The organism is Pedococcus sp. P5_B7 (assembly GCF_054049895.1).
Genome location: NZ_JBFULM010000002.1, coordinates 124783 through 147285 on the forward strand (window position 1 = coordinate 124783; position 22503 = coordinate 147285).

Sequence of the window (22503 nt, forward strand, 5' to 3'; positions counted from 1 at the left end):
GCTAGGCGGAGAAGGTCGGTGGCTCGAGGCCGACGGCCTCGCCGAGCCGCGCGAGGTAGTCGCGACGCGACACCGTGACCACGCCGAGGCTGCGCAGGTGGTCGGTCGCCCACTGCACGTCGATGAGGCGACGAGGGTCGCCGTCGGCGAAGACGTAGCCGGCCGTGGCCACGACGGCGGCCTTGGACGCATCGGTGACCCGGTGGAACATCGACTCCCCCGCGAAGAGCCCGCCGACGTTGATGCCGTAGAGCCCCCCGACGAGCTGGCCGTCCTGCCAGGTCTCGATGCTGTGCGCCCAGCCGAGGGCGTGCAGCTCGGTGTAGGCGTCGATGATCTCCTCGGTGATCCAGCGGCCGTCGCGACCGGGGTCGGCACACGCCTCGACCACGTCGCGAAAGGCCGTGTCGACCCGCATCTCGAAATGCCGCAGCGACTTCTGGAGCGAACGGCTGGCGTGCACTCCCCCGGGCAGCAGGACCCCGCGCGGGTCCGGTGACCACCAGCCCAGCGGCCTCGTGCCGAGCTCACCGAGCCCCATCGGGAACACGCCGCTGCGGTAGGCCTCGATCAGCGTCCCCGCCCGCAGGTCACCCCCGACGGCGACCATGTCCTCGCCGTCCTCCACCTCGCTCAGGTCGAAGACCCAGCTGGTGGGGAGGGGTTCGACCGGCTCGGCGGTCACCACCGGTGCACCGCTCGCCTACGGCGCGATGCAGCTGATGTGGGGTTCGATCGCGTCCGCCGACTCCTGGCCGTAGGCATCGGCAAGCCGCTGGAGGAAGCTCGCCTTGCCCAGCGTGTACTCCTGCGTGCCCACGGTCTCGATGACGTAGGTCGCGAGCATCGAGCCGAGCTCCGCGGAGTGGCGCAGGCCGAGGTCGGCCGCCAGCCCGGTGAGGAAGCCGGCCCGGAACGCGTCACCGACACCGGTCGGGTCGGCCCGGCGCACCTCGCGGGCGACCGAGACCTCGATGGTGTCCTCGCCCTTGCGCTCGATGGAGACGCCCTCCTTGCCCCGGGTGATGACCCGGGTGTGCACCCGGTCGGCGATCTCGGCGGCGTCCCAGCCGGTCTTCTGCTCGGTCAACGCCGCTTCGTACTCGTTGGTGAGCAGGAAGTCGGCGCCGTCGATGAGCTGGCGGATGGTCTCGCCGTCGGCGAACGCGAGCTGCTGGCTCGGGTCGGCAGCGAACGGTATGCCGCGGGACCGGCACTCGCGCGTGTGGCGCAGCATCGCCTCGGGGTCGTTGGCGCCGACCAGGACCAGGTCGAGCCCGCCCACGCGGTGGGCGATGGGGTCGAGCTCGATGCCCCGTGCCTCGCTCATCGCGCCGGCGTAGAAGGTGGCGATCTGGGCCATGTCCTCGTCGGTCGTGCAGACGAAGCGGGCCGTGTGCTTGGACTCGGACACGTGCACCGAGTGGCAGTCGACCCCGTGTCGCTCGAGCCAGCTGCGGTAGTCGGCGAAGTCCTCACCCACCGCCCCGACGAGGATCGGCCGCTGGCCGAGGTTGGCCATGCCGAACGCGATGTTGGCGGCCACCCCGCCCCGGCGGACCTCGAGGTCGTCCGCGAGGAACGACAGCGAGACCTTGTCGAGCTGCTCGACGACGAGGCTGTCGCGGAACCTGCCCTTGAAGGTCATCAGGTGGTCGGTGGCGATGGAACCCGTGATGGCTATCTGCACGGGACGAAAACCTACCTGTTGTGGAGGTTCAGCGCGCGCAGCTCCCTCTGGCCATTGCCGCGACCGGATGCAGGGGGCACAGTCGAGCCATGACCGAACCCGAGATCGCCGCGTTCGACTTCAGCGGCCTGCGCGCCACCTTCGTCAACTGCACCCTCAAGCGCTCCCCCGAGCCCAGCAACACCCAGGCCCTGGTCGACCTCAGCGCCGCCATCATGCGCAAGCACGGGGTCGACGTCGAGCTGATCCGGGCCGTCGACCACGACATCGCCACGGGCGTCTACGTCGACATGACCGAGCACGGCTGGGACCGCGACGAGTGGCCGACGTTGTTCGCCCGGATCCTCGACTCCGACATCCTCGTGGTCGCCGGGCCGATCTGGCTGGGCGACAACTCCAGCATCACCAAGCAGGTGATCGAGCGCCTCTACGCCGGCTCGTCGATGACCAACGCGGCTGGGCAGTACGTCTACTACGGGAAGGTCGGGGGCGCGATCATCACCGGCAACGAGGACGGCATCAAGCACTGCTCCTCCAACATCCTCTACAGCCTCCAGCACATCGGTTACTCGATCCCGCCGGCTGCGGACGCCGGGTGGATCGGCGAGGCGGGACCCGGTCCGTCGTACCTCGACCCGGGCAGCGGCGGGCCCGAGAACGAGTTCACCCAGCGCAACACCACGTTCATGACGTGGAACCTCATGCACCTCGCGGCGCTGCTGAAGGCCGCAGGTGGCTTCCCGGTCGGGGGCAACCAGCGCACCGAGTGGGACGCCGGCGCCCGGTTCGACTACCCGAACCCCGAGTACCGCTAGCTGGGTGTACCGGGTGAGGACAGACCAGCGAAGGGCCCGTCACCACTGGTGACGGGCCCTTCGGCAGTGCTCAGTTGCTGGGTTGTCAGCTGCTGGGTTGTCAGCTGCCGTGCTCGATCAGCTGCTGTGTTCGATCAGCTGCTGTGTTCGATCAGCTGAACGAGTCGCCGCAGGCGCAGGAGCTGCCGGCGTTGGGGTTGTCGATGGTGAAGCCCTGCTTCTCGATCGTGTCGGCGAAGTCGATGCTCGCGTTCTCGAGGTAGGGGGCGCTCATCCGGTCGACGACGACCTCGACACCGTCGAAGTCGCGGACGAGGTCACCGTCGAGGGTGCGCTCGTCGAAGTAGAGCTGGTAGATGAGGCCGGAGCAGCCGCCGGGCTGGACTCCGACGCGCAGGCGCAGGTCGTCGCGACCTTCCTGCTCGAGCAGGGACTTCACCTTGGCAGCAGCGACATCAGAGAGGAGCACGCCGTGCGTGGCCTCGGCGGGCGCCTCGGTGGCGTCGACGGTGGTCGCCGCAGCGGTCTGGTCCTGAACACTCATGGTGATGCGTCCTTCATGTCGGTGGAGGTCGGCCACTGGTGCCAACCCACGGTTCGCGCGAAATGTTCCCCGCGCCACTCCACTGTACGACGTGCTCAGGCGCGAGGGGACCAGGTGGCCGCCACCCGGGCGGTTCGCGCCGCGAGGGTGCCGACGGGATCGGTCATGGCGGCCTCGACCTGCGCGGGCGTCTCAGCCACCGCATAGCTGCCCGACAACCCCAGGGTCATGGTCTCCCGTCGCCCGACGAGGGCCTGCCCGGCGATCACGACGCTGGGGGTGGCCGTCTCCAGCGCCAGACCTGCGACCCCCGCCACGACCTTGCCCTGCAGGCTCTGCCAGTCGAACGAGCCCTCCCCCGTGACCACGAGGTCGGCTGCCCGCAGCAGCTCGCGCAGCCCGACTGCCTCGAGGACCTCGCCCACGCCGCTCACGCGGGTGCCGCCGAGCAGCAGCAGCGCGTAGCCCAGCCCTCCCGCGGCCCCGGCGCCAGGCGTCTTGTCCAGCCGTCTCGCCGACCCGGTCAGCAGGTCGGTCTGCTCCGGCACCGTGCGGCGCACGACCTCGACAAACCGTCCCAGGGCGCCCTCCAGCGCCTGCGCCAGCTCCGGCGAGGCTCCCTTCTGGGGGCTGAACACGGCACTGGCCCCCTGGAGTCCGAGGAGCGGCGACTCGACGTCGGTGGCGAGCACGAGCTCGACGTCGCGGAACCGGTCGCGCGCCTCGACCAGCCCCGGCAGGGCCGCGTCGGAGATCTCCGCGAGCGCCAGTCCACCCCGCGCCAGGTCGTGGGCGGCACCGGCGCCCAGGGCCGCCAGCAGACCAGCCCCCGCGTCGTTGGTGGCGCTCCCGCCCAGGCCGACGACGATGCGGCTCACGCCCTCGTCGAGGGCCGCCTCGAGCAGCCGTCCCACGCCCCAGGTGCTGGTGAGGGCGGGGTTGCGCTCGTCGGCCGCGAGCAGGTGGAGACCGGCCGCCTGCGCCGACTCGAGGTATGCCGTGCGGCGTCCACCGTCGTCGACCACCAGGAGCGCTGCGGGCACCTCACGACCGAGCGGGTCGGTGACGGTCACCGCCAGGGTCTGGGCGTCGGGCAGTGCCCCGGCGAGGACGTCGAGGAAACCCGGTCCCCCGTCGGACAGCGGTCGCAGGGTCAGCAGGTCGTGCGGTGCGCTGGCGGCCCACCCCTGGGCCATGGCCTGCGCGGCCTGCTGGGCGGTGAGGGTGCCGGTGAAGCAGTCCGGGGCGATGACGACGTGCACGGTCCCATCCTTCCAGTCCACGTGCGAGTGTCAGCGGTGGGCTTAATTCGACCCGGTTGAGCACGAATGGGCGGAAAATGCGTGGCGCGGTGGAGGCGGGTGGCGGCAAACAGGTCCACACTAGACACATGCGCCCCCGTCAGCCCGCCAAGAAGCCGCACCTGCCCAACAGCCCCTTCCGCGCCGCAGAGGTCCCCGAGATCCCGGACTTCGCCGTCGACGACAGGGTCACCCACGACCGGCACGGCCTGGGATCGGTCGTCCGGGTCACCGGCGACCGGATCCACGTGCGTTTCGGTGAGAACACCGTCAGCGTGGCGATGTCCAGCAGCAAGATCCACCCGCTCTGAGTCGGCCCACCTAGGGCACCAGGGCGGCAGCGAGCAGCCGGCGGGCGGCTCCTTCGTCGCCGTCCACCGAGAGGTCGGCAGGATCGGCTCGGTGCCACAGTGCGAGGTAGAGCTGGGTCGCGGGTCCACTGACCCGCGCGACCGCTCCCTCCGCCACCCCGTCGACCAGCACGACGGCTCCGTCGACCAGCCGAACGGTCCAGGACGCCTCGACGTCGGTGCAACACAAGGCGATCGGCTCGGGCGCTGGGATCACGTTCAGCGCCGCGCGGTCCGCATGACGGACCAGGCTGCGAGGAGCCATCACCTCGAACACCTCGGCCACGCCGTCGGCCGCGTCCTGTGGCGTGAGGCCGGGAACCGCCTCCACCGGACCGGACACCGGCAGGCGGGCAGCGGCCTGCAACGCGTCGACGTGGTGGACCGTGGTCTCGTGGAACTGACGGCGGCGCCAGAACCCCGCGGTCCCGTGGGCCGGGTCGGCCGAGAAGCTCCAGGAGGGGTGGTCCGGGGGCAGCTCGGACAGGGTGGCCACGATCGAGTCGGCGCACGCGGCATACCAGTCGGCGAGGGGCTGGTCGCGGTCGCGCCGCGGGTAGGGGTCGGGCGGTGCGCCCTCCCGCGCGCTGTGGGCGGCCCAGAGGTGCACCCGGCCGAGGTGGTCGACGAGGTCGCTCACCGACCAGCCGGGACAGGCGGGCACCGCTGCTGCGGGGTCGGTGGTGCGCACCGTGGCGAGCATCGCCGAGGTCGCCGTCCCGAGGGCGGCCAGCGCGTGGTCGTCGTCCATGGGCGCGACCCTAGCCCGGCAGCCGGCGCTGGGCACGGGACCGCACGGCATACGATCGGGGCGTGAGCACCCCTGTGACGCAGTCGGACTCCCGTCCCTCCCCCCTTCCGCTGCTGGTCCTCGGTCGGGGCACCGACCTGCACACGGAGCGGGGCGTCGAGTGCCCTGGCGACCTGCCTGCCGCCTCGGACCCGGGGCTCGTCGAGCGGGCCCGCGCGGCCAAGGCCGCCCTCGGCGACCAGGTGTTCGTGCTCGGGCACCACTACCAGCGCGACGAGGTCATCGAGTTCGCCGACGTCACGGGCGACTCCTTCAAGCTGGCCAAGGACGCAGCCGCGCGACCGGATGCGCCGTACATCGTGTTCTGCGGGGTCCACTTCATGGCCGAGTCGGCCGACATCCTCACCAGCGACGAGCAGACCGTGATCCTGCCCGACCTGGCCGCTGGGTGCTCGATGGCCGACATGGCCGCGATCCGCCAGGTCGAGGACGCCTGGGACGACCTGGTCGAGGCCGGGGTCGCGGACCGGACCATCCCGGTCACCTACATGAACTCCTCCGCGGCGATCAAGGCCTTCACCGGCCGTCACGGCGGCACGATCTGCACCTCGTCCAACGCCCGCACCGCCCTCACCTGGGCGCTGGACCAGGCGGGCGAGGGTGGCAAGGTGCTCTTCCTGCCCGACCAGCACCTCGGGCGCAACACCTACGTCCGCGACCTCGGTGGCGACCTCGACGGGTGCGTGGTCTTCGACCCGCACAAGCCGATGGGTGGCCTGACCCGCCAGGAGCTCGAGGACGCCACGATGATCCTGTGGCGCGGCCACTGTTCGGTGCACGGCCGGTTCAGCCTCGCCGCGGTCGAGCAGGCCCGGCGCGAGATCCCCGACGTCAAGGTGATCGTCCACCCCGAGTGCCAGCACGAGGTCGTCGAGGCGGCCGACGAGGTCGGCTCGACCGAGAAGATCATCCAGACCATCGCGGCCGCGCCGGCCGGCACCAAGTGGGTCGTGGGCACCGAGCTCAACCTCGTGCGCCGGCTCGCCGCGCAGTTCCCCGAGCAGCAGGTCTCGTTCCTCGAGAAGAACGTCTGCTACTGCTCGACGATGAACCGCATCGACCTGCCCCACCTCGTGTGGACCCTCGAGTCTCTTGTGGCGGGCCGCGTCGTCAACCCGATCCGGGTCGACCCCGAGGTGGCCCACCACGCGCGCGTCGCGCTCGACCAGATGCTCGCCCTCCCGGGCGAGACCCACCGGGACTAGCTCAGCCGACAGAGATCAGGCCATCGCCGTGGCCGCCCGGACTGGGGTCCACGCTGCTCCCCGTCGACCGGGGCGGACTAGTCCTCCTGAGGGAGTCCAAACGCGGGCGACCCTGCCCATACTGGGTGATCCGCAAGGATTCGCGCCCCACGCAGGAGGGTCACCCCATGGCCACGATGTCACGCAGGCGAGCAGCCAGGATGGTCGCCGGCGACGTCATCGCACCGTATGGTGTGGCGATCCGCGGTCGCGATGCCTGCATCCCGACGTGCTCGGTCCGGCCGAGCGGCGGAGGGGGTGGCGAGTCTCGCTGTAGACCGCTGCACCCGCCGTGGGCGGGCTGACCCGACCGAGTTCAGGGGCGGTCGGGCAGCTCGTCCACGGTCATCGTGAAGTCCCGCGCGCGCAGCCGGTCGACCAGGGCGTCACCCATCGCGGTCGACGGGGTGAGCACGCCTGCGGCAGCAGGCAGCGACGGTCCGTCCAGCGCGAGGCACAGGGCCGACTCACCCAGCATGACGGCCGTGGCGGCATACCCGGGGTCGCCCTGTGCGGCCACCGTGGCGAGGTAGCGGCGGCCGGTCTCGGTGGTGGTCCGGATCTTCATCGAGAACCACCCGGACCGCCGGGCCTGCTCGCTCGGTCCCTCGCCCGGCGAGGGGGCCAGGCGGTCGACGATCGGCCGGGTGCGGGGGTTGGCCATGCCGGCGTAGGCCAGGCCCAGCAGCCCGGTGAACACGGTGGCACGACGGCGGCCCCGCATGCCCTTCCCGTAGGCGCTCACCTCGCGGTAGCGGAACCGGCGACCGTAGGCGTGGTCGCGCAGTGCGTTGCTACGACGCACGATCCGGGTGTTGAAGCCGGCCATGATGAACGGCCCGACCCAGTCGCCCGTCTGGGCGTCGACGAAGACCGAGCTCGCGTCGCGCTCCTTGCCCAGGTCGGGCTCGGTGGCTCGGTCGGGGCTGAGGGCGTAGGCGTCGAAGATCACCGTGCGCAGCGACGTGTCGGCTGCCACCGCCTCGAGCTGCGCCCGTGAGGAGTCGATGGTGCCGCCGCTGAGGCCGCCCTTCGACTTGGCGTGCAGGGTCGTGTCGAGCAGGGAGCCGGCTGCATCGGCGACGGCGCGCTCGTGCAGCAGGTGCACCCCGAGGTCGGACGGGATCGAGTCGTACCCACAGGCCGTCACGATGCGCGCCCCGGTCTCCTTGGCGCGGGCGTCGACGGCGTCGATCGCCCGGCGGACGAACAGCACCTCACCGGTGAGGTCGGCGTAGTGGGTGCCGGCCTCGGCACAGGCCTCGACGAGGGGCAGGCCGTAGCGCAGGTAGGGGCCGACGGTCGACGCGACAGCCGTCGTCGACTCCGCCATGGCACGCAGCGAGGCGGAGTCGGCGGAGTCGGCGACCACCAGGGGCCAGTCGCGGGCCGCGGCCGGCAGCTCCGACCGCACCWCCTCGAGCCGGCGCTCGGAGCGTCCGGCCAAGGCGACGCGGGTGCCTGCCGGCGCGTGCTCGGCGAGGTAGGCGGCGACGAGCCGGCCGACGAAGCCGGTGGCCCCGAAGAGCACGACGTCGTGGGTGCGGGTGGGGGTGGCGGGGGTCATGACGGCGTTCCATTCGCTCGGGTGTGCGCGATGAGGTCGCGGTACCAGTGGTAGGAGTCCTTGGGAGTGCGGACCTGGGTCTGGTAGTCGACGTGCACCAGCCCGAACCGCTCGGCATAGCCGGCCGCCCACTCGAAGTTGTCGGTCGCCGACCACGCGACGTAGCCGCGCACGTCAGCGCCGTCGCGGATCTCGTCGGCCAGGGCCCCCAGGTGGGCGTCGTGGTAGGCGATCCGTCGCGGATCGGGCACCCGGCCGTCGACGGGGTCGTCGTCATGGAACGAGCAGCCGCTCTCGGTCACGTAGAGCGGCGGCAGCTTCTCGGCATACCGGTTGCGGAAGGTGCGCACGATCTGGGCCAGGCCCTCCGGGACGATCGGCCAGTCGAAGTCGGTGCGTTCGTAGCCCTCGATCCGACGGGTCTCGAACGGGAGTCCCGACGGGAGCTCGGCGCCGTCGAGCTGGGAGCTGTCGGGCGCCAGGCCGGGCGCACCGATGCGCGCCGGGTTGTAGTAGTTGATGCCGAACCAGTCGAGCGGCTCGGCGATGGTGGCGAGGTCGCCGTCGCGGTAGGTCGGGAAGCCCTGCTCGGTGCCCTCGACCGGGTAATGGCCCAGCAGGACCGGGTCGGCGAACATCCAGTTCCAGAGGTTGTCGTAGAACTGGGACGCCTCGACGTCCGGTGGCTCCTGCGAGGCCGGCCACACCGGCGCGTGGTTGCTCGCGATGCCGATCTCGCGGCAGCCGGCCGCGCGCAGCGCCTGCGTCGCGAGCCCGTGCCCGAGGAGCAGGTGGTGGACGACGGGCAGCGCCTCGAACCCCAGCGAGCGGCCGGGTGCGTGGTTGCCGATCGCGTAGCCGAGCATGGTGACGACGTTGGGCTCGTTGAGCGGCATCCAGCGCGCCACCCGGTCACCGAGCCGCTCGCCGACGATCCCCGCGTATGCCGCGAAGTGCTCGGTGATCTCGCGACCGGTCCATCCCCCGCGGTCCTCCAGGGACTGCGGGGTGTCCCAGTGGAAGAGCGTGGCGGTGGGCTCGATGCCGGCGTCGAGCAGCTCGTCGACCAGGCGGTCGTAGAAGTCGAGGCCGGCGGCGTTCACCTCGCCCGCCCCCGTGGGCAGGATCCGTGGCCACGAGATCGAGAACCGGTAGCTGTCGACGCCGAGGACCTTGAGCAGCTCCACGTCCTCGCGGTAGCGGTGGTAGTGGTCGCAGGCGACGGCTCCGCTGGCGTCACCCGCGATCGCTCCCGGCTTGTCGCAGAAGGTGTCCCACACCGACCGACCGCGGCCGTCCTCGTTGACGGCGCCCTCGACCTGGTAGGCCGCGGACGCCACGCCGAAGGTGAAATCCTGTGGCAGAAGCGGGAACTCGGTCACCGGACTCTCCTCGGGCTTGCGGTGGTGGGCTGGACTTCGGGGTCAGCGGGGCATGGCCCCCAGCCGCGCCAGGAGGACGGCCTCGGCCACACAGACCTTCTCGAACTCGCCGAGGTGCAGCGACTCGTTGGCGCCATGGGCCCGGGTGTCAGGGTCCTCGACACCGGTCACGAGGATCGCGGCGTCGGGGAACTTCTTCGCGAACGACGCGACGAACGGGATCGACCCGCCCACGCCGATGTCGACCGGCACGACGCCCCACGCATCGGTGAAGGCTGCCCGCGCCTGGTCGTAGACCGGGCCGTCGGCGTGGGCGTCGAACCCGGCACCCTGGTCGTCGAGGTGCACCTCGACCCTGGCGCCCCACGGGGTGTGTGCGGCGATGTGGCGCTGCACCGCGGCATACGCCTCCAGGGGGACCTCGTCGGGGGCGAGCCGGATCGAGACCTTGGCGCTCGCACTCGGCACGAGCGTGTTCGACGACTTCGCCACGGAGGGCGCGTCGATGCCGATGACGGTGGCGGTCGGCTTGGCCCAGATCCGGTCGAGGAGGCTGCCCGTGCCGATGACCTCGACACCGTCGAGCAGTCCGGACTCCTCACGCAGGCGGGCCTCGTCGAACTCGAGGTCGCTCGCCTTGCCCGACTTCAGGCCGGCGACCGCGACGTCGCCGGCGTCGTCGTGGAGGCTGGCCAGGATCCGGACCAGGGGGGTCAGGGCGTCGGGGACGGCACCGCCGAACATGCCCGAGTGCACTCCGTGGTCGAGGGTCGTCACGGTCACGACGACGCGGATCAGGCCACGCAGGGTGGTCGTGAGCGCGGGCTCGCCGATGGCCCAGTTGGTCGAGTCGGCCAGCACGATCGCATCGGCGCGCAGCTTCTCGCCGTGCTTCTCCAGCAGGGTCGGCAGCGAGTCGGAGCCGATCTCCTCCTCCCCCTCGACGAAGACGGTCACGCCGACCGGAAGGGCACCCGCGTGGGCTCGAAGCGCTGCGAGGTGCGCCATGATCCCGGCCTTGTCGTCTGCGGCGCCCCGGCCGTAGAGCCGGCCGTCACGCTCGGTCGGCTCGAAAGGCGCACTGTCCCAGTCCTTCTCGTCGCCGGGCGGCTGCACGTCGTGGTGGGCGTAGAGCATCACCGTGGGCGCACCCTCTGGTCCGTCGATGTGCCCGATGACGGCCGGGCGGCCCCCTTCGCGGACGATCTCGACGTCGAGCCCCTCGGCGCGCAGGAGCGCGGCGGTCGCCTCGGCGCTCGCCTCGACGTGGGCCTGGTCGAACGCATCGAGGCTCACGCTCGGGATGCGGGTGAGGTCCTCGAGGTTCTGGCGCAGGCCCGGCATGAGGTCCGCCACGGTGTCCCGAAGGGCGCAGATCTGGTCGTCGGTCAGCAGGTCGTCAGTCACGGTCGGGAGCCTAACGGGTGCGACTGCCGGCTCCTCGGGCGTGGTCCGGAGCGCTCGGCGGCGCCTTCGCCCACACCCTGCCCACGGCGACCTGGTGGGACGACCTGGCCGACGGCGCGACCTTGCGCTGGCTGCGCTGAGCCCCCCGCTGGCACGGATTCAGGGGTAGCTGCTCCGACGGCATACAGTGAGCCTGTGTTTGGACGCAACAAGACCCTGAACGAGCAGCAGGCCGAGACGGTCGCGACTGCGCCCCGCGAGGGCGCCAAGAACCGGCCGACGCCCAAGCGCAAGGACCAGGAGGCCGCGAACCGGCGCCCCTTGGTCGTGACCGACCGCAAGGCGGCTCGCAGCGTCGACCGCGACAAGCGTCGTGAGGCGCAGCTGAAGCAGCGCGCGGCCATGGTCACCGGCGACGACGCCCACCTGCCCGCTCGGGACAAGGGTCCGGTGCGCCGCTACATCCGCGACTACGTGGATGCCCGCTGGAACTTCGGCGAGTTCATGCTGCCGGTGATGATCGTCGTCCTGGCGCTGTCGTTCATCCGCATCCCGGCCGTGTTCGCGGCCGTGTCGATCGGCGTCTACGGCCTCCTGCTGGCCGCCGCGGTCGACGGCTTCCTCATGTGGCGCCGGCTCAAGGCCAAGCTCATCGCCAAGTTCGGCGAGGACAAGGTGGGCCGCGGGCTCGCCATGTACGCGGTAATGCGCGGCTTCCAGCTCCGCCGCTCGCGGATGCCGCGGGCGCTCATCAAGCGCGGCGACTTCCCCTCCTGACGGCCTCGGCCCGGCCAGCTACTCCGCGGCCAGCTACTCCGCGGCCCGCAGGCTCATCGGTCCGTAGACCTGGCGTCCCTCGTGGAACAGCGTGACGGCGTCCACCCCGAGGTCGGTCAGCTCGTGCCACGACTCGCCGAACCAGTTCTCGGCGTCGGACTGCGACGGGAAGGCCGTCGTCACCAGCCCTTCGCCGCTCAGCTCCGCCCCGTCGGCGTCGAGGTAGGTCCACGTCCACGCATCGCTCATCCCCCCACTCTAGGGTTCGCACCGTGATCGAGTTCGAGGGCGTGACGCTCGCGTACGCCGCGCAGCCGGTCCTGCGCGACGTCACCTTCGGGGTCCCCGAGGGTGAGCTCCTGCTCGTCGTCGGCCCGACCGGTTCGGGCAAGTCCTCCCTCCTGCGGTGCCTCGACGCCGGCCTGACCCGGGACCCCGCGAACACCTCCGCCCGCCTCACGGGGCGGGTGCTGGTCGACGGCGTCGACGTGCACAAGGCAGACCCGGCCGACCCGCGGCCACTCATCGGTGTGGTGCGCCAGGACCCGGCCAGGGCCCTGGCCGCTGGCACGGTGGAGTCCGTCATCGCGGGCGCGGTGCTCGCCCGCCACGCCGACTCCCACGCCGGTCAGCGCCAGGTGGAGGAGACCCTCGACCTGCTCGGGATCAACGACCTGCGGTCACGGCCGGTCACCGAGCTGTCGGGGGGCCAGCAGCAACGGGTGGCGATCGCAGTGGCCGTCGTCGCGGGGCCGCGGGTGCTGGTGCTCGACGAGCCCACGTCGGCACTGGACCCGGTCGCCGCCGAGGACGTGCTGGCGATCCTGCACCGCCTCGTGCACGACGTCGGCACCACCGTGGTGGTGGCCGAGCACCGGCTCGAACGGGTCGTACACCACGCCGACGCGGTGCTGCTGGTGGAGTCGGGACGGGTCCGCGGCCCGCTCGACCCGGCGGCGGCCATGGCCGTCTCCGCTCTCCACCCGCCGGTGGTCGAGCTCGGGCTCCGCCTGGGCTGGGACCGCGTCGCACTGTCGGTCCGCGAGGCCCGACGGTCGGCTCGCACCCTCCGGACGACCCTCAACCCCGTGGCTACGACACCGGCCCCCGACACCGGCTCGCCCCACGCCACCAGCACCGGATCCGTCCCCGCACCGGTCGTCGACCTGCGGCGGCTGAGCGTCGTGCGCGACACCGTCATCGCGCTGCGCACGGTGGACCTCGGCGTCGAGCCGGGCGAGGTCGTCGCCCTGATGGGTCGCAACGGCTCAGGCAAGTCCACCCTCCTCGCCACCCTCGACGGATCGTTGTCACCCACGTCGGGTCGAGTGGTCGTCACCGAGCCCCCTGCCCTGGCCCCTCAGGACCCGGGCGACCTCCTGACCGACGCGCCCGTGTCCGTGCAGCTGGCGGCGCACGACGCCACCCACGGCCTGGCCGCCGGCACGAGCCGGGCCGTGCTCGGTCGGCTCGCGCCGGACCTCGACCTGCCCGACCCCGACCTGCCCGACCTCGACCTGCCCGACCTCGAGGATCCTCGCCAACACACGGCGGCAGACCTGTCCGAGGGGCAGCGGATGTGCGTGGCCCTGAGCCTGGTCCTGGCCCGCGGGACCGCGCTGCTCCTGCTCGACGAGCCCACCCGTGGTCTCGACTACACCGCCAAGGACCGCCTCACGACGATCCTCGCCGAGCGGGCCGCGGCGGGCTGCGCGGTGCTGGTCGCCACCCACGACGTCGAGCTCACGGCCGAGGTCGCCACCCGGGTCGTGCTCCTCGCCGAGGGCGAGGTCATCGCGGATGGGCCGGCGACGCAGGTGCTGGCCGACTCCCCCGCGTTCGCACCGCAGGTGGCCAAGGTGATGCACCCGTTGCCCTTCCTGCGGGTTGCGGACGTGCTGACCGCCGTCGAGGCGCACACCTCCGCGTGACCGCCCTCCTAGACCGGTGGGCCCGCCTCGACCCTGCGCCGGATCTCGGCCAGCCCATCGGCACCCGGCGCCACGCTCCACCAGCTCTCCACCCACCAGGTCGCGCCGATGCCCTCCCACTGTGCGGGGGTGCCCGCCGACTTCACGAACTCGCCGGTGCTGTCGCCCTCGATGACGACGTCGTAGCCGTCCCACGCAAGACCCAGCCCCTCGCGCAGGCCACGCACGACACCCAGCGCCTCGGCGACCGACTCGAGGGTGAGGTGCGGGCTGCCTGGCTTCGCCTCGGGCACCGCGACCGTCGGCAGGACTCCCTGCCACCGGGCGGCGCGCTCCAGCGAGCGCTGCCGCTCCTGGCCCGGCAGGTAGGCTCCGACGACCCACACCGGCGGGTGGGGGCGCTGGGGAGGGGGCGCCGGCGTCGGTGGGGCGTCGCCGCGCTCGGGCCCGACCGGGTAGTAGGTGCCCTCGAACGTGAACGGCTCACCTGAGAGCAGCCCGCGGTAGACCGTCAGCGACTCGTCGAGCTTGCGGGCTCGCACGGCGCGGCCCTCGTCGGGCTCGAACCGGGTCCAGCCCGAGTGCAGGGCGCCGAGCCCGACCGACATGACGACCCGTCCGCCGCTGAGCCGGTCGACCGAGCCCACCATCGAGGCGAGGTCCCAGGGTCGGTGTCGCGAGGCCGGGGTCAGCAACGTGCCGAGTCGGATGCGGGAGGTCTGCACCGCCGCGGCAGCCAGGGTGACCCAGGCGTGCTCACCGTAGAGGCTCTCCCAGGTGAAGATGGCGTCCCAGCCGTGCTGCTCCCCCAGGACCGCCACCTCGGCGAACTCGCGCGGATCTGCGAACGGGACCACGAAGCCGTACTTCATGCTCCGAAGGTAAGGGGGCCCACCGACAGCCGGTGGTCAGCCGAGTGCGAGCTCGATGCTCGGCCGCACCACGACCTCGGTGGTCAGCGAGTTGGCGATGTAGCACTGCTCGTGGGCCTCGTGCAGCATCCGCTCGATGGTCGCGACGTCGACCGGTCCGGCGTCCGGGCCACCGGCGTGGGGCGTGACCCGCACCCGCGGACTGAGCACGATGCGGCTGATCCGTGGTGGCACCAGGTCGTCGGGCATCTCGCCCGTCGCGTCGTCCTCGTAGGAGACGACGTCGACGCCGCCTCTGGCGGCCACGGCGAGGAACGACAACAGCTGGCACGACGAGGCCGCCAGCACCAGCAGCTGCTCGGGGTTGGGCAGGTCGGGGTCACCGCGAAAGTGCGGGTCGGCACTGAGGTCGAAACCCTCGGTCGCCGGCGGCGTCCAGGCGGTGTGCGCCCGCGGGTAGGCGCGGTAGCCCACGCCGGTCGAGCCGCTCCACTCCACCCGCGCGAGGTAGGTGTGCCCGCGGAAGTCGGCACCCGGCATACCCGCTCCTCCTGTAGTGCGGCGCTCGCGTCGCGGCGCCTTCGGGGGCCTCAGGCCTCGCGGACGTCGACCTCGACGAACGGCGGCTTCACGACCGTCGCGGGGACCTCTCGTCCACGCACGTCGATGACGACCTCGTCACCCGCGGCGACCGACGGCGCCAGGAGCGCGAGGGCGATGCCGTTCTTGAGGGTCGGGCTGAACGTGCCGGAGGTGACCTCGCCGACGACCTCGTCGCCGGCCTTCACCGCGCAGTGGGCGCGGGGGATGCCCCGACCCGTGGCCAGCAGGCCCCAGGCGACCCGGGCGGGGCCGGCGGCCTTCTCGGCGACGAGCGCGTCCTTGCCCCAGAACGACTCCTTCTTCCAGCCGACCGCCCAGCCGACCCGGGCCTGCACCGGCGTGATGTCGACGGACAGCTCGTTGCCGTGCAGGGCGTAGCCCATCTCGGTGCGCAGGGTGTCGCGCGCGCCCAGACCGCAGGGCAGCCCGTCGAACGGCGCGGCGGCCTCGAGGAGGGCGTCCCACAGCTGGGCCGACACCTCCCAGGCCGGCACCAATTCGTAGCCGCGCTCCCCGGTGTAGCCGGTGCGGCAGACGATGACCGGGTGGCCGTTCCAGTCGGTCTCGACGAAGGACATGTACTCGTGCCCGGTGGGCAGGCCCAGCGCCTCGAGGACCTCGTCGCTCTTCGTGCCCTGGACGGCGATGACGCCGTAGCCCTCGTGCAGGTTCTCGACCGTCAGGCCCTCGGGTGCGGCGGCGGCGAGCAGCTCGACGACCTGGGCGGTGTTGGCCGCGTTGGGGATGAGGAAGACGTCCTCGTCGCTGCGCAGGTAGGCGATCAGGTCGTCGACCACGCCACCTGACTCGGTGCAGCACAAGGTGTACTGCGCCTTGCCCTCGTGGATGCGGCCGAGGTCGTTGGCCAGGCAGGAGTTGACGAACTCGCGCGCGCCGGGACCGGAGACCCGCGCCTTGCCGAGGTGGGACACGTCGAAGATGCCGACGGACGAGCGCACCGCCGTGTGCTCACGGACCACGCCGCCACCGGGGTACTCGATGGGCATCTCCCACCCGCCGAAGTCGGCCATCTTGGCGCCGAGGGCCACGTGCCGGTCGTGCAGGGGCGAGGTCTTGAGGGGTGCGTCGCTCATGCGTCGAACGCTACCGCCCCGGGCCGCCGCCTCCACCAGCACGGCTATCCTGCGCTGTGCAGGTGCCACCGCCCCCACCCCGAAGGATGACTACGTGACCACCGTCAACGTGTCCGACCGCCCCGCCCACGACCTCAAGACGGACGCCCTCGTCCTCGCCACGGTCGAGACCGATGGCAAGGCCGCCCTGGCCGCCGGCCACGGACTGCCGCGGGGGGCCGCGACCCACGTCGCCGCCCAGCTCGCCGCACTGCAGGCGACCGGCTCCGCCGAGGAGGTCCTGACCATCGCCGGCGTGCCCGGCGTGGCCGCCGCACGCGTGGTCCTGACCGGCCTCGGCAAGGGCACGACACGCACCACCTCCTTCGAGCCCGAGGTGCTCCGCCGCGCTGCCGGCGCCGCGGTCCGCTCGCTCAAGAACGCCGCCCGCGTCGCGCTCGCCCTCCCCACCCACGGCACCGAGTCCGTGGCCGCCGTGGCCGAGGGTGCCGCCCTCGGCGCCTACCGGTATGCCGGTGTGCGCGGTCCCAGCGCGAAGGCCGGCAAGGGCGTCAGCACCGTCACGGTGGTCACCTCCGACGCGCGGCTCAAGCCGGTCAAGGCCGCCGCCACCCGCGCCGCCGTCCTCGCCGACGCGAAGGCCTACGCCCGCGACCTGGTCAACACTCCCCCGAACAAGCTCTTCCCCCAGTCGTTCGCCGACTCGGTCAAGGCGCGCAACGCCGCGGCGAGCGCGAAGGTCACCATCAAGGTGCTCGACGAGGTGGCCCTCGAGAAGGGCGGCTTCGGCGGCATCGTCGGCGTCGGCCAGGGTTCGGTGAACCCGCCGCGCATGGTCACCCTCACGTGGAACCCGCCGAAGGCCAAGGGTTCGGTGGCCCTCGTCGGCAAGGGCATCACCTTCGACTCCGGCGGCCTCAACATCAAGCCGGCCACCGGCATGCTCACGATGAAGTCCGACATGGCCGGCGCCGCTGCCGTCGCCGCGACCGTGTTCGCCGCCGCCGAGCTCGGGCTGCCGGTCAAGGTCACCGGCTACCTCTGCCTCGCCGAGAACATGCCGAGCGGCACGGCGCAGCGCCCGAGCGACGTCGTGACGATGCGCAACGGCACGACCGTCGAGATCCTCGACACCGATGCCGAGGGGCGGATGGTCCTCGGCGACGGCATCTGCCTCGCCGGTGAGGGCAAGCCCGACGCGATCGTCGACATCGCCACCCTCACGGGCGCGCAGATGGTCGCCCTGGGTGCTCGCGTCGCCGGCATCATGGCCAACGAGGACGGGTTCCGTGACCGGGTTCGCGCGGCCGCGGACGTCGCCGGTGAGGCCGCGTGGCCGATGCCGCTGCCCACCGACCTGCGCGGCCAGCTCGACTCGGGGGTCGCCGACCTCGCCCACAAGGGCGAGCGCTGGGGCGGGATGCTGACCGCCGGCCTGTTCCTGAAGGAGTTCGTCACCGAGGGCACCCCGTGGGCCCACGTCGACATCGCCGGTCCGTCGTTCAACGACGGGGCGGCCTGGGGTTACACCCCGAAGGGCGCCACCGGCTACGGCGTGGGCACCCTGCTGGCCCTCGTCGAGGACTACGCGGGCTGACCCTCCCGCACCTCTGGCCACAGGTGCGGCACCACGAGGCCGGATCGCCGGGTTCGTGCGCCCTCAGTGGCCAGAAGTGCGTGACCCAGACCTGACAGAGGGGCCCGTCCGGATCGGACGGGCCCCTCTGTCAGATATATCTCGTGGGTCTGCTGAACCGCTCAGCCACCGCTCTTGCGACGGAACATCTGCTGCGTCGCGTTCGTCGCAGCGCCCTGGGCGTGGTCGACCTTGCCGTGCTCCGAGTCGTCCGACACGTCGCGACCAGCATGCGACTGCTTGCGCTCGAGGGCTTCGCGGAACTTGCGCTTCATCTCCTCGCTGGGTCCCTGTCCCCCCGGCGTCGGTTTCCCAGACTTCGGTGCGTCACCGGACTTGGCCATGGTGCCTCCTGCTCCTCGCTGTGGACGAGCCGTTCGGCCCGCAGGTCTGTGTCTCCACCCTCGCACCCCGCACCGCCGGGCACCACCGCATCAAGCGGCGGGTCGGCACGCGGCATACCGTCAGGGCTTCTTGCGCTGGCGCGAGTTCCACTCGCGCATCCGGTTGGGGTAACCGGTCTGGAGCACGTCGTAGACGGGCACCTCGAGGCTGCGCGCGAGGTCGAACGCGTAGTCGCGCGMGCCGGCCGCGCGACGGGTCCACTCGCCGTCGTGGGCGATCAGGATGACGGTGGTCGCCGTGACGTTGGTGGGCGGCTCGACATAGGCCTCGACCCCGCGACGGCTCCTCGCGAACTCCGTCAGGTGCTTGCGCACCGCCTGCTGGTCCACCGCCATGTTCGGTCCGTCGGAGGGACCCTTGAGGGAGCGCTTGCCGCCCCGCTTCCACCACGCCATGGGCCAACGATACGGGGACCGAAGCCGTGATCCGGCACCATCGCGGCCACCGGGGTGGCGGCGGCTCGCGCGCCGGCTTCCTCCGTGCGGACCAACGGCCGACCTGCTTGCGCCTCGCTGTGCAAACAGTGACAAGATGCTCTGTGTCGATCCCGGACCGGCCATGACCTGACCGCGACCTCTGGGTGACGCGCATGTCCGATGCACACGACGCAAGGGAGCGAGCATGTCGGCTGACGCCGAGACCACCGAAGAGACCACGTATGACGTGGTGATCCTCGGAGGAGGAAGTGGCGGCTACGCATGTGCGTTCCGTGCTGCGGAGCTCGGACTCACCGTGGCCCTGGTGGAGAAGGACAAGCTCGGGGGCACCTGCCTGCACGTCGGGTGCATCCCGACCAAGGCGCTGCTGCACGCCGCCGAGGTCGCCGACACCGCCCGCGAGGGCGCGCAGTTCGGCGTGAAGACCACCTTCGAGTCCGTCGACATGTCTGGCGTCAACGCCTACAAGGACGGCGTGATCGCCCGCCTCTACAAGGGACTGCAGGGTCTGGCCAAGGCACACAAGGTCGAGCTGGTCGAGGGGGCCGGACGCCTGGTCGACCGCTCCACCGTCGAGGTCGGCGGTCGGCTGGTCCGCGGCCGCAACGTCGTCCTCGCCACGGGCTCCTACCCCAAGTCGCTGCCCGGCCTCGAGATCGGCGGCCGGGTGATGACGTCCGAACAGGCCCTGGAGCTCGACTTCGTCCCACCGCGCGTCGTGGTCCTCGGCGGCGGCGTCATCGGCGTCGAGTTCGCCTCCGTCTTCAAGTCGTTCGGCTCGGAGGTGACCATCGTCGAGGCCCTGCCGCGGCTGGTCGCGGCCGAGGACGAGGCCATCTCCAAGACCCTCGAGCGCTCGTTCCGCAAGCGCAAGATCGCGTTCAAGACCGGGGTGAAGTTCACCGGCGCGACCCAGTCGGGCGACACCGTCACGGTGAACCTCGAGGACGGCAGCACCATCGAGGCCGACCTCCTGCTCGTCGCCGTCGGCCGCGGTCCGGTCACCGAGGGTCTCGGCTACGCCGAGGTCGGTGTCACCCTCGACCGGGGCTTCGTGACCACCGACGAGCGCCTGCGCACCGGCGTCGAGGGTGTGTATGCCGTGGGAGACATCGTGCCGGGCCTCCAGCTGGCGCACCGGGGCTTCGCGCAGGGCATCTTCGTGGCCGAGGAGATCGCCGGCCTGACCCCGGCCGTGATCGACGAGACGGGCATCCCGCGGGTCACCTACTGCGACCCCGAGATCGCCTCCGTGGGCCTCACCGAGGCGCAGGCCGGCGAGAAGTACGGCGAGGTCGAGACCTACGAGTACAACCTCGGCGGCAACGGCAAGTCGCAGATCCTGCAGACCCAGGGCTTCGTCAAGCTGGTCCGCGAGAAGGACGGCCCGGTCGTCGGGGTCCACATGATCGGCGCCCGGATGGGTGAGCAGATCGGTGAGGCCCAGCTCATCTACAACTGGGAGGCGCTGCCGTCCGACGTGGCGAGCCTGATCCACGCCCACCCGACCCAGAACGAGTCCCTCGGCGAGGCCCACCTGGCCCTGGCCGGCAAGCCGCTCCACGCGCACCACTGACCCGAGCGCGCCGCACCACCGCACTGCCGCACCATCCGCACCGCAGCAGCACCCGCACCGCAGCAGCACCGCCAGCGAACACGAGTACAAGGAGAGACAGGCACATGTCTGAACGCGTGACCATGCCAGCCCTGGGTGAGTCCGTCACCGAAGGCACCGTGACGCGCTGGCTGAAGAACGTCGGCGACACCGTGGCGGTTGACGAGCCGCTCCTCGAGGTCTCGACCGACAAGGTCGACACCGAGATCCCCTCCCCCGTGGCCGGTGTGCTGCAGGAGATCCTCGCCCAGGAGGACGACACCGTCCCCGTGGGCGCCGACCTCGCCGTCATCGGCGACGGCGCCGAGGGCTCCGGCGGCGGCGACCAGCCCGCTGAGCAGGACAGCGGCCAGGACGAGCAGGCCCAGCAGGACGACGGCCAGGGCCAGCAGGACCAGCAGGACCAGCAGCAGGAGGCCCCTGCCGCGGAGGCCCCGTCGACCGACCAGGAGCCGCAGGCCGCGACGTCCGAGCCCGAGCAGGCCCAGGCCTCGGACGACCAGGGCCAGTCCGCGCCCGCCGGTTCCGACTCGGGTGCCGACTCCGGCGCGTCCGGCGGCGAGACCGTGAAGATGCCGGCCCTGGGTGAGTCCGTCACCGAGGGCACCGTCACCCGCTGGCTCAAGGCCGAGGGTGACCACGTCGACGTCGACGAGCCGCTCCTCGAGGTCTCGACCGACAAGGTCGACACCGAGATCCCGTCGCCCGTCGCCGGCACGCTGACCAAGATCCTCGTGCAGGAGGACGACACCGTCCCCGTCGGTGGCGACCTGGCCGTGATCGGTGGCTCCGGTGGGGGCTCGGCCCCTGCCGAGGAGGCTCCCGCCCAGGAAGCCCCCGCCCAGGAAGCCCCCGCCCAGGAAGCCCCCGCCCAGGAAGCCCCCGCCCAGGAAGCCCCCGCCCAGCAGGCACCCCAGCAGGCACCCCCGCAGGAAGCACCTGCCGAGGAGGCCCCCGCCCAGGAGGCACCCGCCCAGCAGGAAGCGCCGGCCCCCCAGGCGGCACCCGCTCCGGCGGAGGCCCCGGCCCCCGCCCCCGCCGCGTCCTCGGACGAGACCGACGCCTCGGCCTACGTCACGCCGCTCGTGCGCAAGCTGGCCGCCGACAACAAGGTCGACCTCGGGTCGCTCAAGGGCACCGGTGTCGGTGGACGAATCCGCAAGCAGGACGTCCTCGACGCCGCCAAGGCAGCGCAGGAGGCCGCGGCCGCCCCGGCAGCCTCACCCGCCGCCGCGGCTCCGGCCGCTCCCGCGGCAGCGGCGTCGTCCTCCGCCGGCGGCGGCCCCTCGCCCGTCTCGCCGAAGCGTGGGACGACCGAGAAGATGTCGCGGCTGCGTCAGACCATCGCCAAGCGGATGGTCGAGTCGCTCCAGGTCTCCGCCCAGCTCACCACGGTGGTCGAGGTCGACGTCACCAAGATCGCCCGCCTGCGCGCCAAGGCCAAGTCCGAGTTCGAGCAGCGTGAGGGCACCAAGCTCAGCTTCCTGCCGTTCTTCGCGCTGGCCGCCGTCGAGGCCCTCAAGGTCCACCCGTCGGTCAACTCCAGCGTCGAGGGCACCGAGGTGACCTACCACGGCACCGAGAACCTCGGCGTCGCGGTCGACACCGAGCGCGGCCTGCTGGTGCCCGTCATCAAGGACGCCGGCGACCTCAACATCGCCGGGCTGGCCCGCAAGATCGCCGACCTCGCCGAGCGCACCCGCACCAACAAGATCGGGCCCGACGAGCTCGGCGGTGGCACGTTCACGCTGACCAACACCGGCAGCCGCGGCGCTCTCTTCGACACCCCGATCATCAACCAGCCCAACGTCGCGATCCTCGGCACCGGCGCGGTCGTCAAGCGCCCCGTCGTGGTCTCCGACGGCGACGGGGGCGAGACCATCGCGGTCCGCTCGATGGTCTACCTGGCCCTGTCGTACGACCACCGAGTCGTCGACGGAGCCGATGCGGCCCGCTTCCTCACGACGATGAAGACCCGTCTCGAGGACGGCAACTTCGACTCCGACCTCGGTCTCTGAGGAG

The 22503-nt window shown here is 71.8% G+C and carries 23 protein-coding genes; 9 read left to right on the forward strand and 14 right to left on the reverse strand.

Translation table 11 applies throughout. From position 1 onward, the window contains the following. Position 1: 1 nt before the first annotated feature. Both aat and ACXJKD_RS03415 read right to left on the reverse strand, forming a co-directional pair. A complete protein-coding gene (gene aat / locus ACXJKD_RS03410) occupies positions 2-688 on the reverse strand; it encodes a leucyl/phenylalanyl-tRNA--protein transferase (protein ID WP_457252951.1) in 687 nt (228 codons plus the stop codon). 15 nt (positions 689-703) lie between these two features. Beyond that, on the reverse strand, positions 704-1690 hold the full coding sequence (locus tag ACXJKD_RS03415; protein WP_457252952.1) for a carbohydrate kinase family protein: 987 nt from the start codon (positions 1688-1690) through the stop codon (positions 704-706). Between the two features lie 89 nt (positions 1691-1779). Here ACXJKD_RS03415 and ACXJKD_RS03420 point away from each other — a divergent pair, with 89 nt between their 5' ends. Then, on the forward strand, positions 1780-2505 hold the full coding sequence (locus ACXJKD_RS03420; RefSeq protein ID WP_457252953.1) for a flavodoxin family protein: 726 nt from the start codon (positions 1780-1782) through the stop codon (positions 2503-2505). A gap of 151 nt (positions 2506-2656) precedes the next feature. Here the strand turns inward: ACXJKD_RS03420 and ACXJKD_RS03425 are convergent, their stop codons facing one another. Together ACXJKD_RS03425 and ACXJKD_RS03430 are read right to left on the reverse strand one after the other, a co-directional pair. Continuing rightward, entirely contained in the window at positions 2657-3049 is a 393-nt protein-coding gene (locus tag ACXJKD_RS03425; RefSeq protein ID WP_457252954.1) for a HesB/IscA family protein, read from the reverse strand. 95 nt (positions 3050-3144) lie between these two features. Next, on the reverse strand, positions 3145-4311 hold the full coding sequence (locus ACXJKD_RS03430; RefSeq protein WP_457252955.1) for a glycerate kinase family protein: 1167 nt from the start codon (positions 4309-4311) through the stop codon (positions 3145-3147). A gap of 128 nt (positions 4312-4439) precedes the next feature. Here ACXJKD_RS03430 and ACXJKD_RS03435 point away from each other — a divergent pair, with 128 nt between their 5' ends. Further along, positions 4440-4661 carry a hypothetical protein gene (locus tag ACXJKD_RS03435; RefSeq protein WP_457252956.1) on the forward strand — a complete coding sequence of 74 codons (222 nt, stop codon included), beginning with the start codon at positions 4440-4442 and terminating at the stop codon, positions 4659-4661. Positions 4662-4671: 10 nt separating this feature from the next. On the opposite strand, the gene ACXJKD_RS03440 is transcribed toward ACXJKD_RS03435, so the two are convergent. Beyond that, a complete protein-coding gene (locus tag ACXJKD_RS03440) occupies positions 4672-5451 on the reverse strand; it encodes a maleylpyruvate isomerase N-terminal domain-containing protein (RefSeq protein WP_457252957.1) in 780 nt (259 codons plus the stop codon). Between the two features lie 62 nt (positions 5452-5513). Between ACXJKD_RS03440 and nadA the strand changes: the two genes are divergently transcribed. Beyond that, positions 5514-6716, forward strand: coding sequence for a quinolinate synthase NadA (gene nadA / locus ACXJKD_RS03445; RefSeq protein WP_457252958.1), 1203 nt, complete (start codon positions 5514-5516; stop codon positions 6714-6716). A gap of 355 nt (positions 6717-7071) precedes the next feature. On the opposite strand, the gene ACXJKD_RS03450 is transcribed toward nadA, so the two are convergent. Genes ACXJKD_RS03450 through ACXJKD_RS03460 form a run of 3 tightly spaced genes read right to left on the reverse strand, consistent with a single transcriptional unit; the run spans position 7072 to position 11111 of the window. Next, a complete protein-coding gene (locus tag ACXJKD_RS03450) occupies positions 7072-8322 on the reverse strand; it encodes a saccharopine dehydrogenase family protein (protein WP_457252959.1) in 1251 nt (416 codons plus the stop codon). After that, positions 8319-9704: a GH1 family beta-glucosidase gene (locus tag ACXJKD_RS03455; RefSeq protein ID WP_457252960.1), complete on the reverse strand. Its 1386-nt coding sequence runs from the start codon at positions 9702-9704 to the stop codon at positions 8319-8321. The genes ACXJKD_RS03450 and ACXJKD_RS03455 overlap by 4 nt, the downstream gene beginning before the upstream one ends. A 42-nt stretch (positions 9705-9746) precedes the next feature. Continuing rightward, positions 9747-11111 carry a M20/M25/M40 family metallo-hydrolase gene (locus ACXJKD_RS03460; protein ID WP_457252961.1) on the reverse strand — a complete coding sequence of 455 codons (1365 nt, stop codon included), beginning with the start codon at positions 11109-11111 and terminating at the stop codon, positions 9747-9749. Positions 11112-11128: 17 nt separating this feature from the next. On the opposite strand from ACXJKD_RS03460, the gene ACXJKD_RS03465 reads away from it, so the two are divergent. Then, positions 11129-11251, forward strand: a complete 123-nt coding sequence (locus ACXJKD_RS03465) for a hypothetical protein (RefSeq protein WP_457252962.1) — start codon at positions 11129-11131, stop codon at positions 11249-11251. A 55-nt stretch (positions 11252-11306) separates the two neighbouring features. Beyond that, complete coding sequence (locus ACXJKD_RS03470) at positions 11307-11888, forward strand: DUF3043 domain-containing protein (protein ID WP_457252963.1); 582 nt, start codon at positions 11307-11309, stop codon at positions 11886-11888. 33 nt (positions 11889-11921) lie between these two features. Here the strand turns inward: ACXJKD_RS03470 and ACXJKD_RS03475 are convergent, their stop codons facing one another. Beyond that, positions 11922-12137 (reverse strand): hypothetical protein, encoded by a 216-nt coding sequence (locus ACXJKD_RS03475; RefSeq protein ID WP_457252964.1) that lies wholly within the window; start codon positions 12135-12137, stop codon positions 11922-11924. Between the two features lie 23 nt (positions 12138-12160). Here ACXJKD_RS03475 and ACXJKD_RS03480 point away from each other — a divergent pair, with 23 nt between their 5' ends. Then, positions 12161-13819, forward strand: coding sequence for an ATP-binding cassette domain-containing protein (locus ACXJKD_RS03480; RefSeq protein WP_457252965.1), 1659 nt, complete (start codon positions 12161-12163; stop codon positions 13817-13819). A gap of 8 nt (positions 13820-13827) precedes the next feature. Here ACXJKD_RS03480 and ACXJKD_RS03485 read toward each other — a convergent pair whose 3' ends face one another. From ACXJKD_RS03485 to gcvT, 3 genes are read right to left on the reverse strand one after another with little or no spacing between them, the layout of a single operon-like run. Then, positions 13828-14691: an LLM class flavin-dependent oxidoreductase gene (locus ACXJKD_RS03485; RefSeq protein ID WP_457252966.1), complete on the reverse strand. Its 864-nt coding sequence runs from the start codon at positions 14689-14691 to the stop codon at positions 13828-13830. Between the two features lie 36 nt (positions 14692-14727). After that, on the reverse strand, positions 14728-15231 hold the full coding sequence (locus ACXJKD_RS03490) for an OsmC family protein (protein WP_457252967.1): 504 nt from the start codon (positions 15229-15231) through the stop codon (positions 14728-14730). 50 nt (positions 15232-15281) lie between these two features. Further along, a complete protein-coding gene (gene gcvT / locus ACXJKD_RS03495; RefSeq protein WP_457252969.1) occupies positions 15282-16388 on the reverse strand; it encodes a glycine cleavage system aminomethyltransferase GcvT in 1107 nt (368 codons plus the stop codon). A gap of 94 nt (positions 16389-16482) precedes the next feature. Here gcvT and ACXJKD_RS03500 point away from each other — a divergent pair, with 94 nt between their 5' ends. Beyond that, positions 16483-17985, forward strand: a complete 1503-nt coding sequence (locus tag ACXJKD_RS03500) for a leucyl aminopeptidase (RefSeq protein ID WP_457252970.1) — start codon at positions 16483-16485, stop codon at positions 17983-17985. A gap of 161 nt (positions 17986-18146) precedes the next feature. Here the strand turns inward: ACXJKD_RS03500 and ACXJKD_RS03505 are convergent, their stop codons facing one another. Together ACXJKD_RS03505 and ACXJKD_RS03510 are read right to left on the reverse strand one after the other, a co-directional pair. After that, the gene (locus ACXJKD_RS03505; RefSeq protein ID WP_457252971.1) at positions 18147-18368 is read right to left on the reverse strand and encodes a DUF5302 domain-containing protein; all 222 of its coding nucleotides are present in this window, start codon (positions 18366-18368) and stop codon (positions 18147-18149) included. Positions 18369-18488: 120 nt separating this feature from the next. After that, positions 18489-18824: a hypothetical protein gene (locus ACXJKD_RS03510; RefSeq protein WP_457252972.1), complete on the reverse strand. Its 336-nt coding sequence runs from the start codon at positions 18822-18824 to the stop codon at positions 18489-18491. Between the two features lie 226 nt (positions 18825-19050). Between ACXJKD_RS03510 and lpdA the strand changes: the two genes are divergently transcribed. Together lpdA and sucB are read left to right on the forward strand one after the other, a co-directional pair. After that, entirely contained in the window at positions 19051-20442 is a 1392-nt protein-coding gene (lpdA, locus tag ACXJKD_RS03515; protein ID WP_457252974.1) for a dihydrolipoyl dehydrogenase, read from the forward strand. A gap of 104 nt (positions 20443-20546) precedes the next feature. Next, entirely contained in the window at positions 20547-22499 is a 1953-nt protein-coding gene (gene sucB, locus ACXJKD_RS03520) for a 2-oxoglutarate dehydrogenase, E2 component, dihydrolipoamide succinyltransferase (protein WP_457252975.1), read from the forward strand. Positions 22500-22503: the final 4 nt, after the last annotated feature.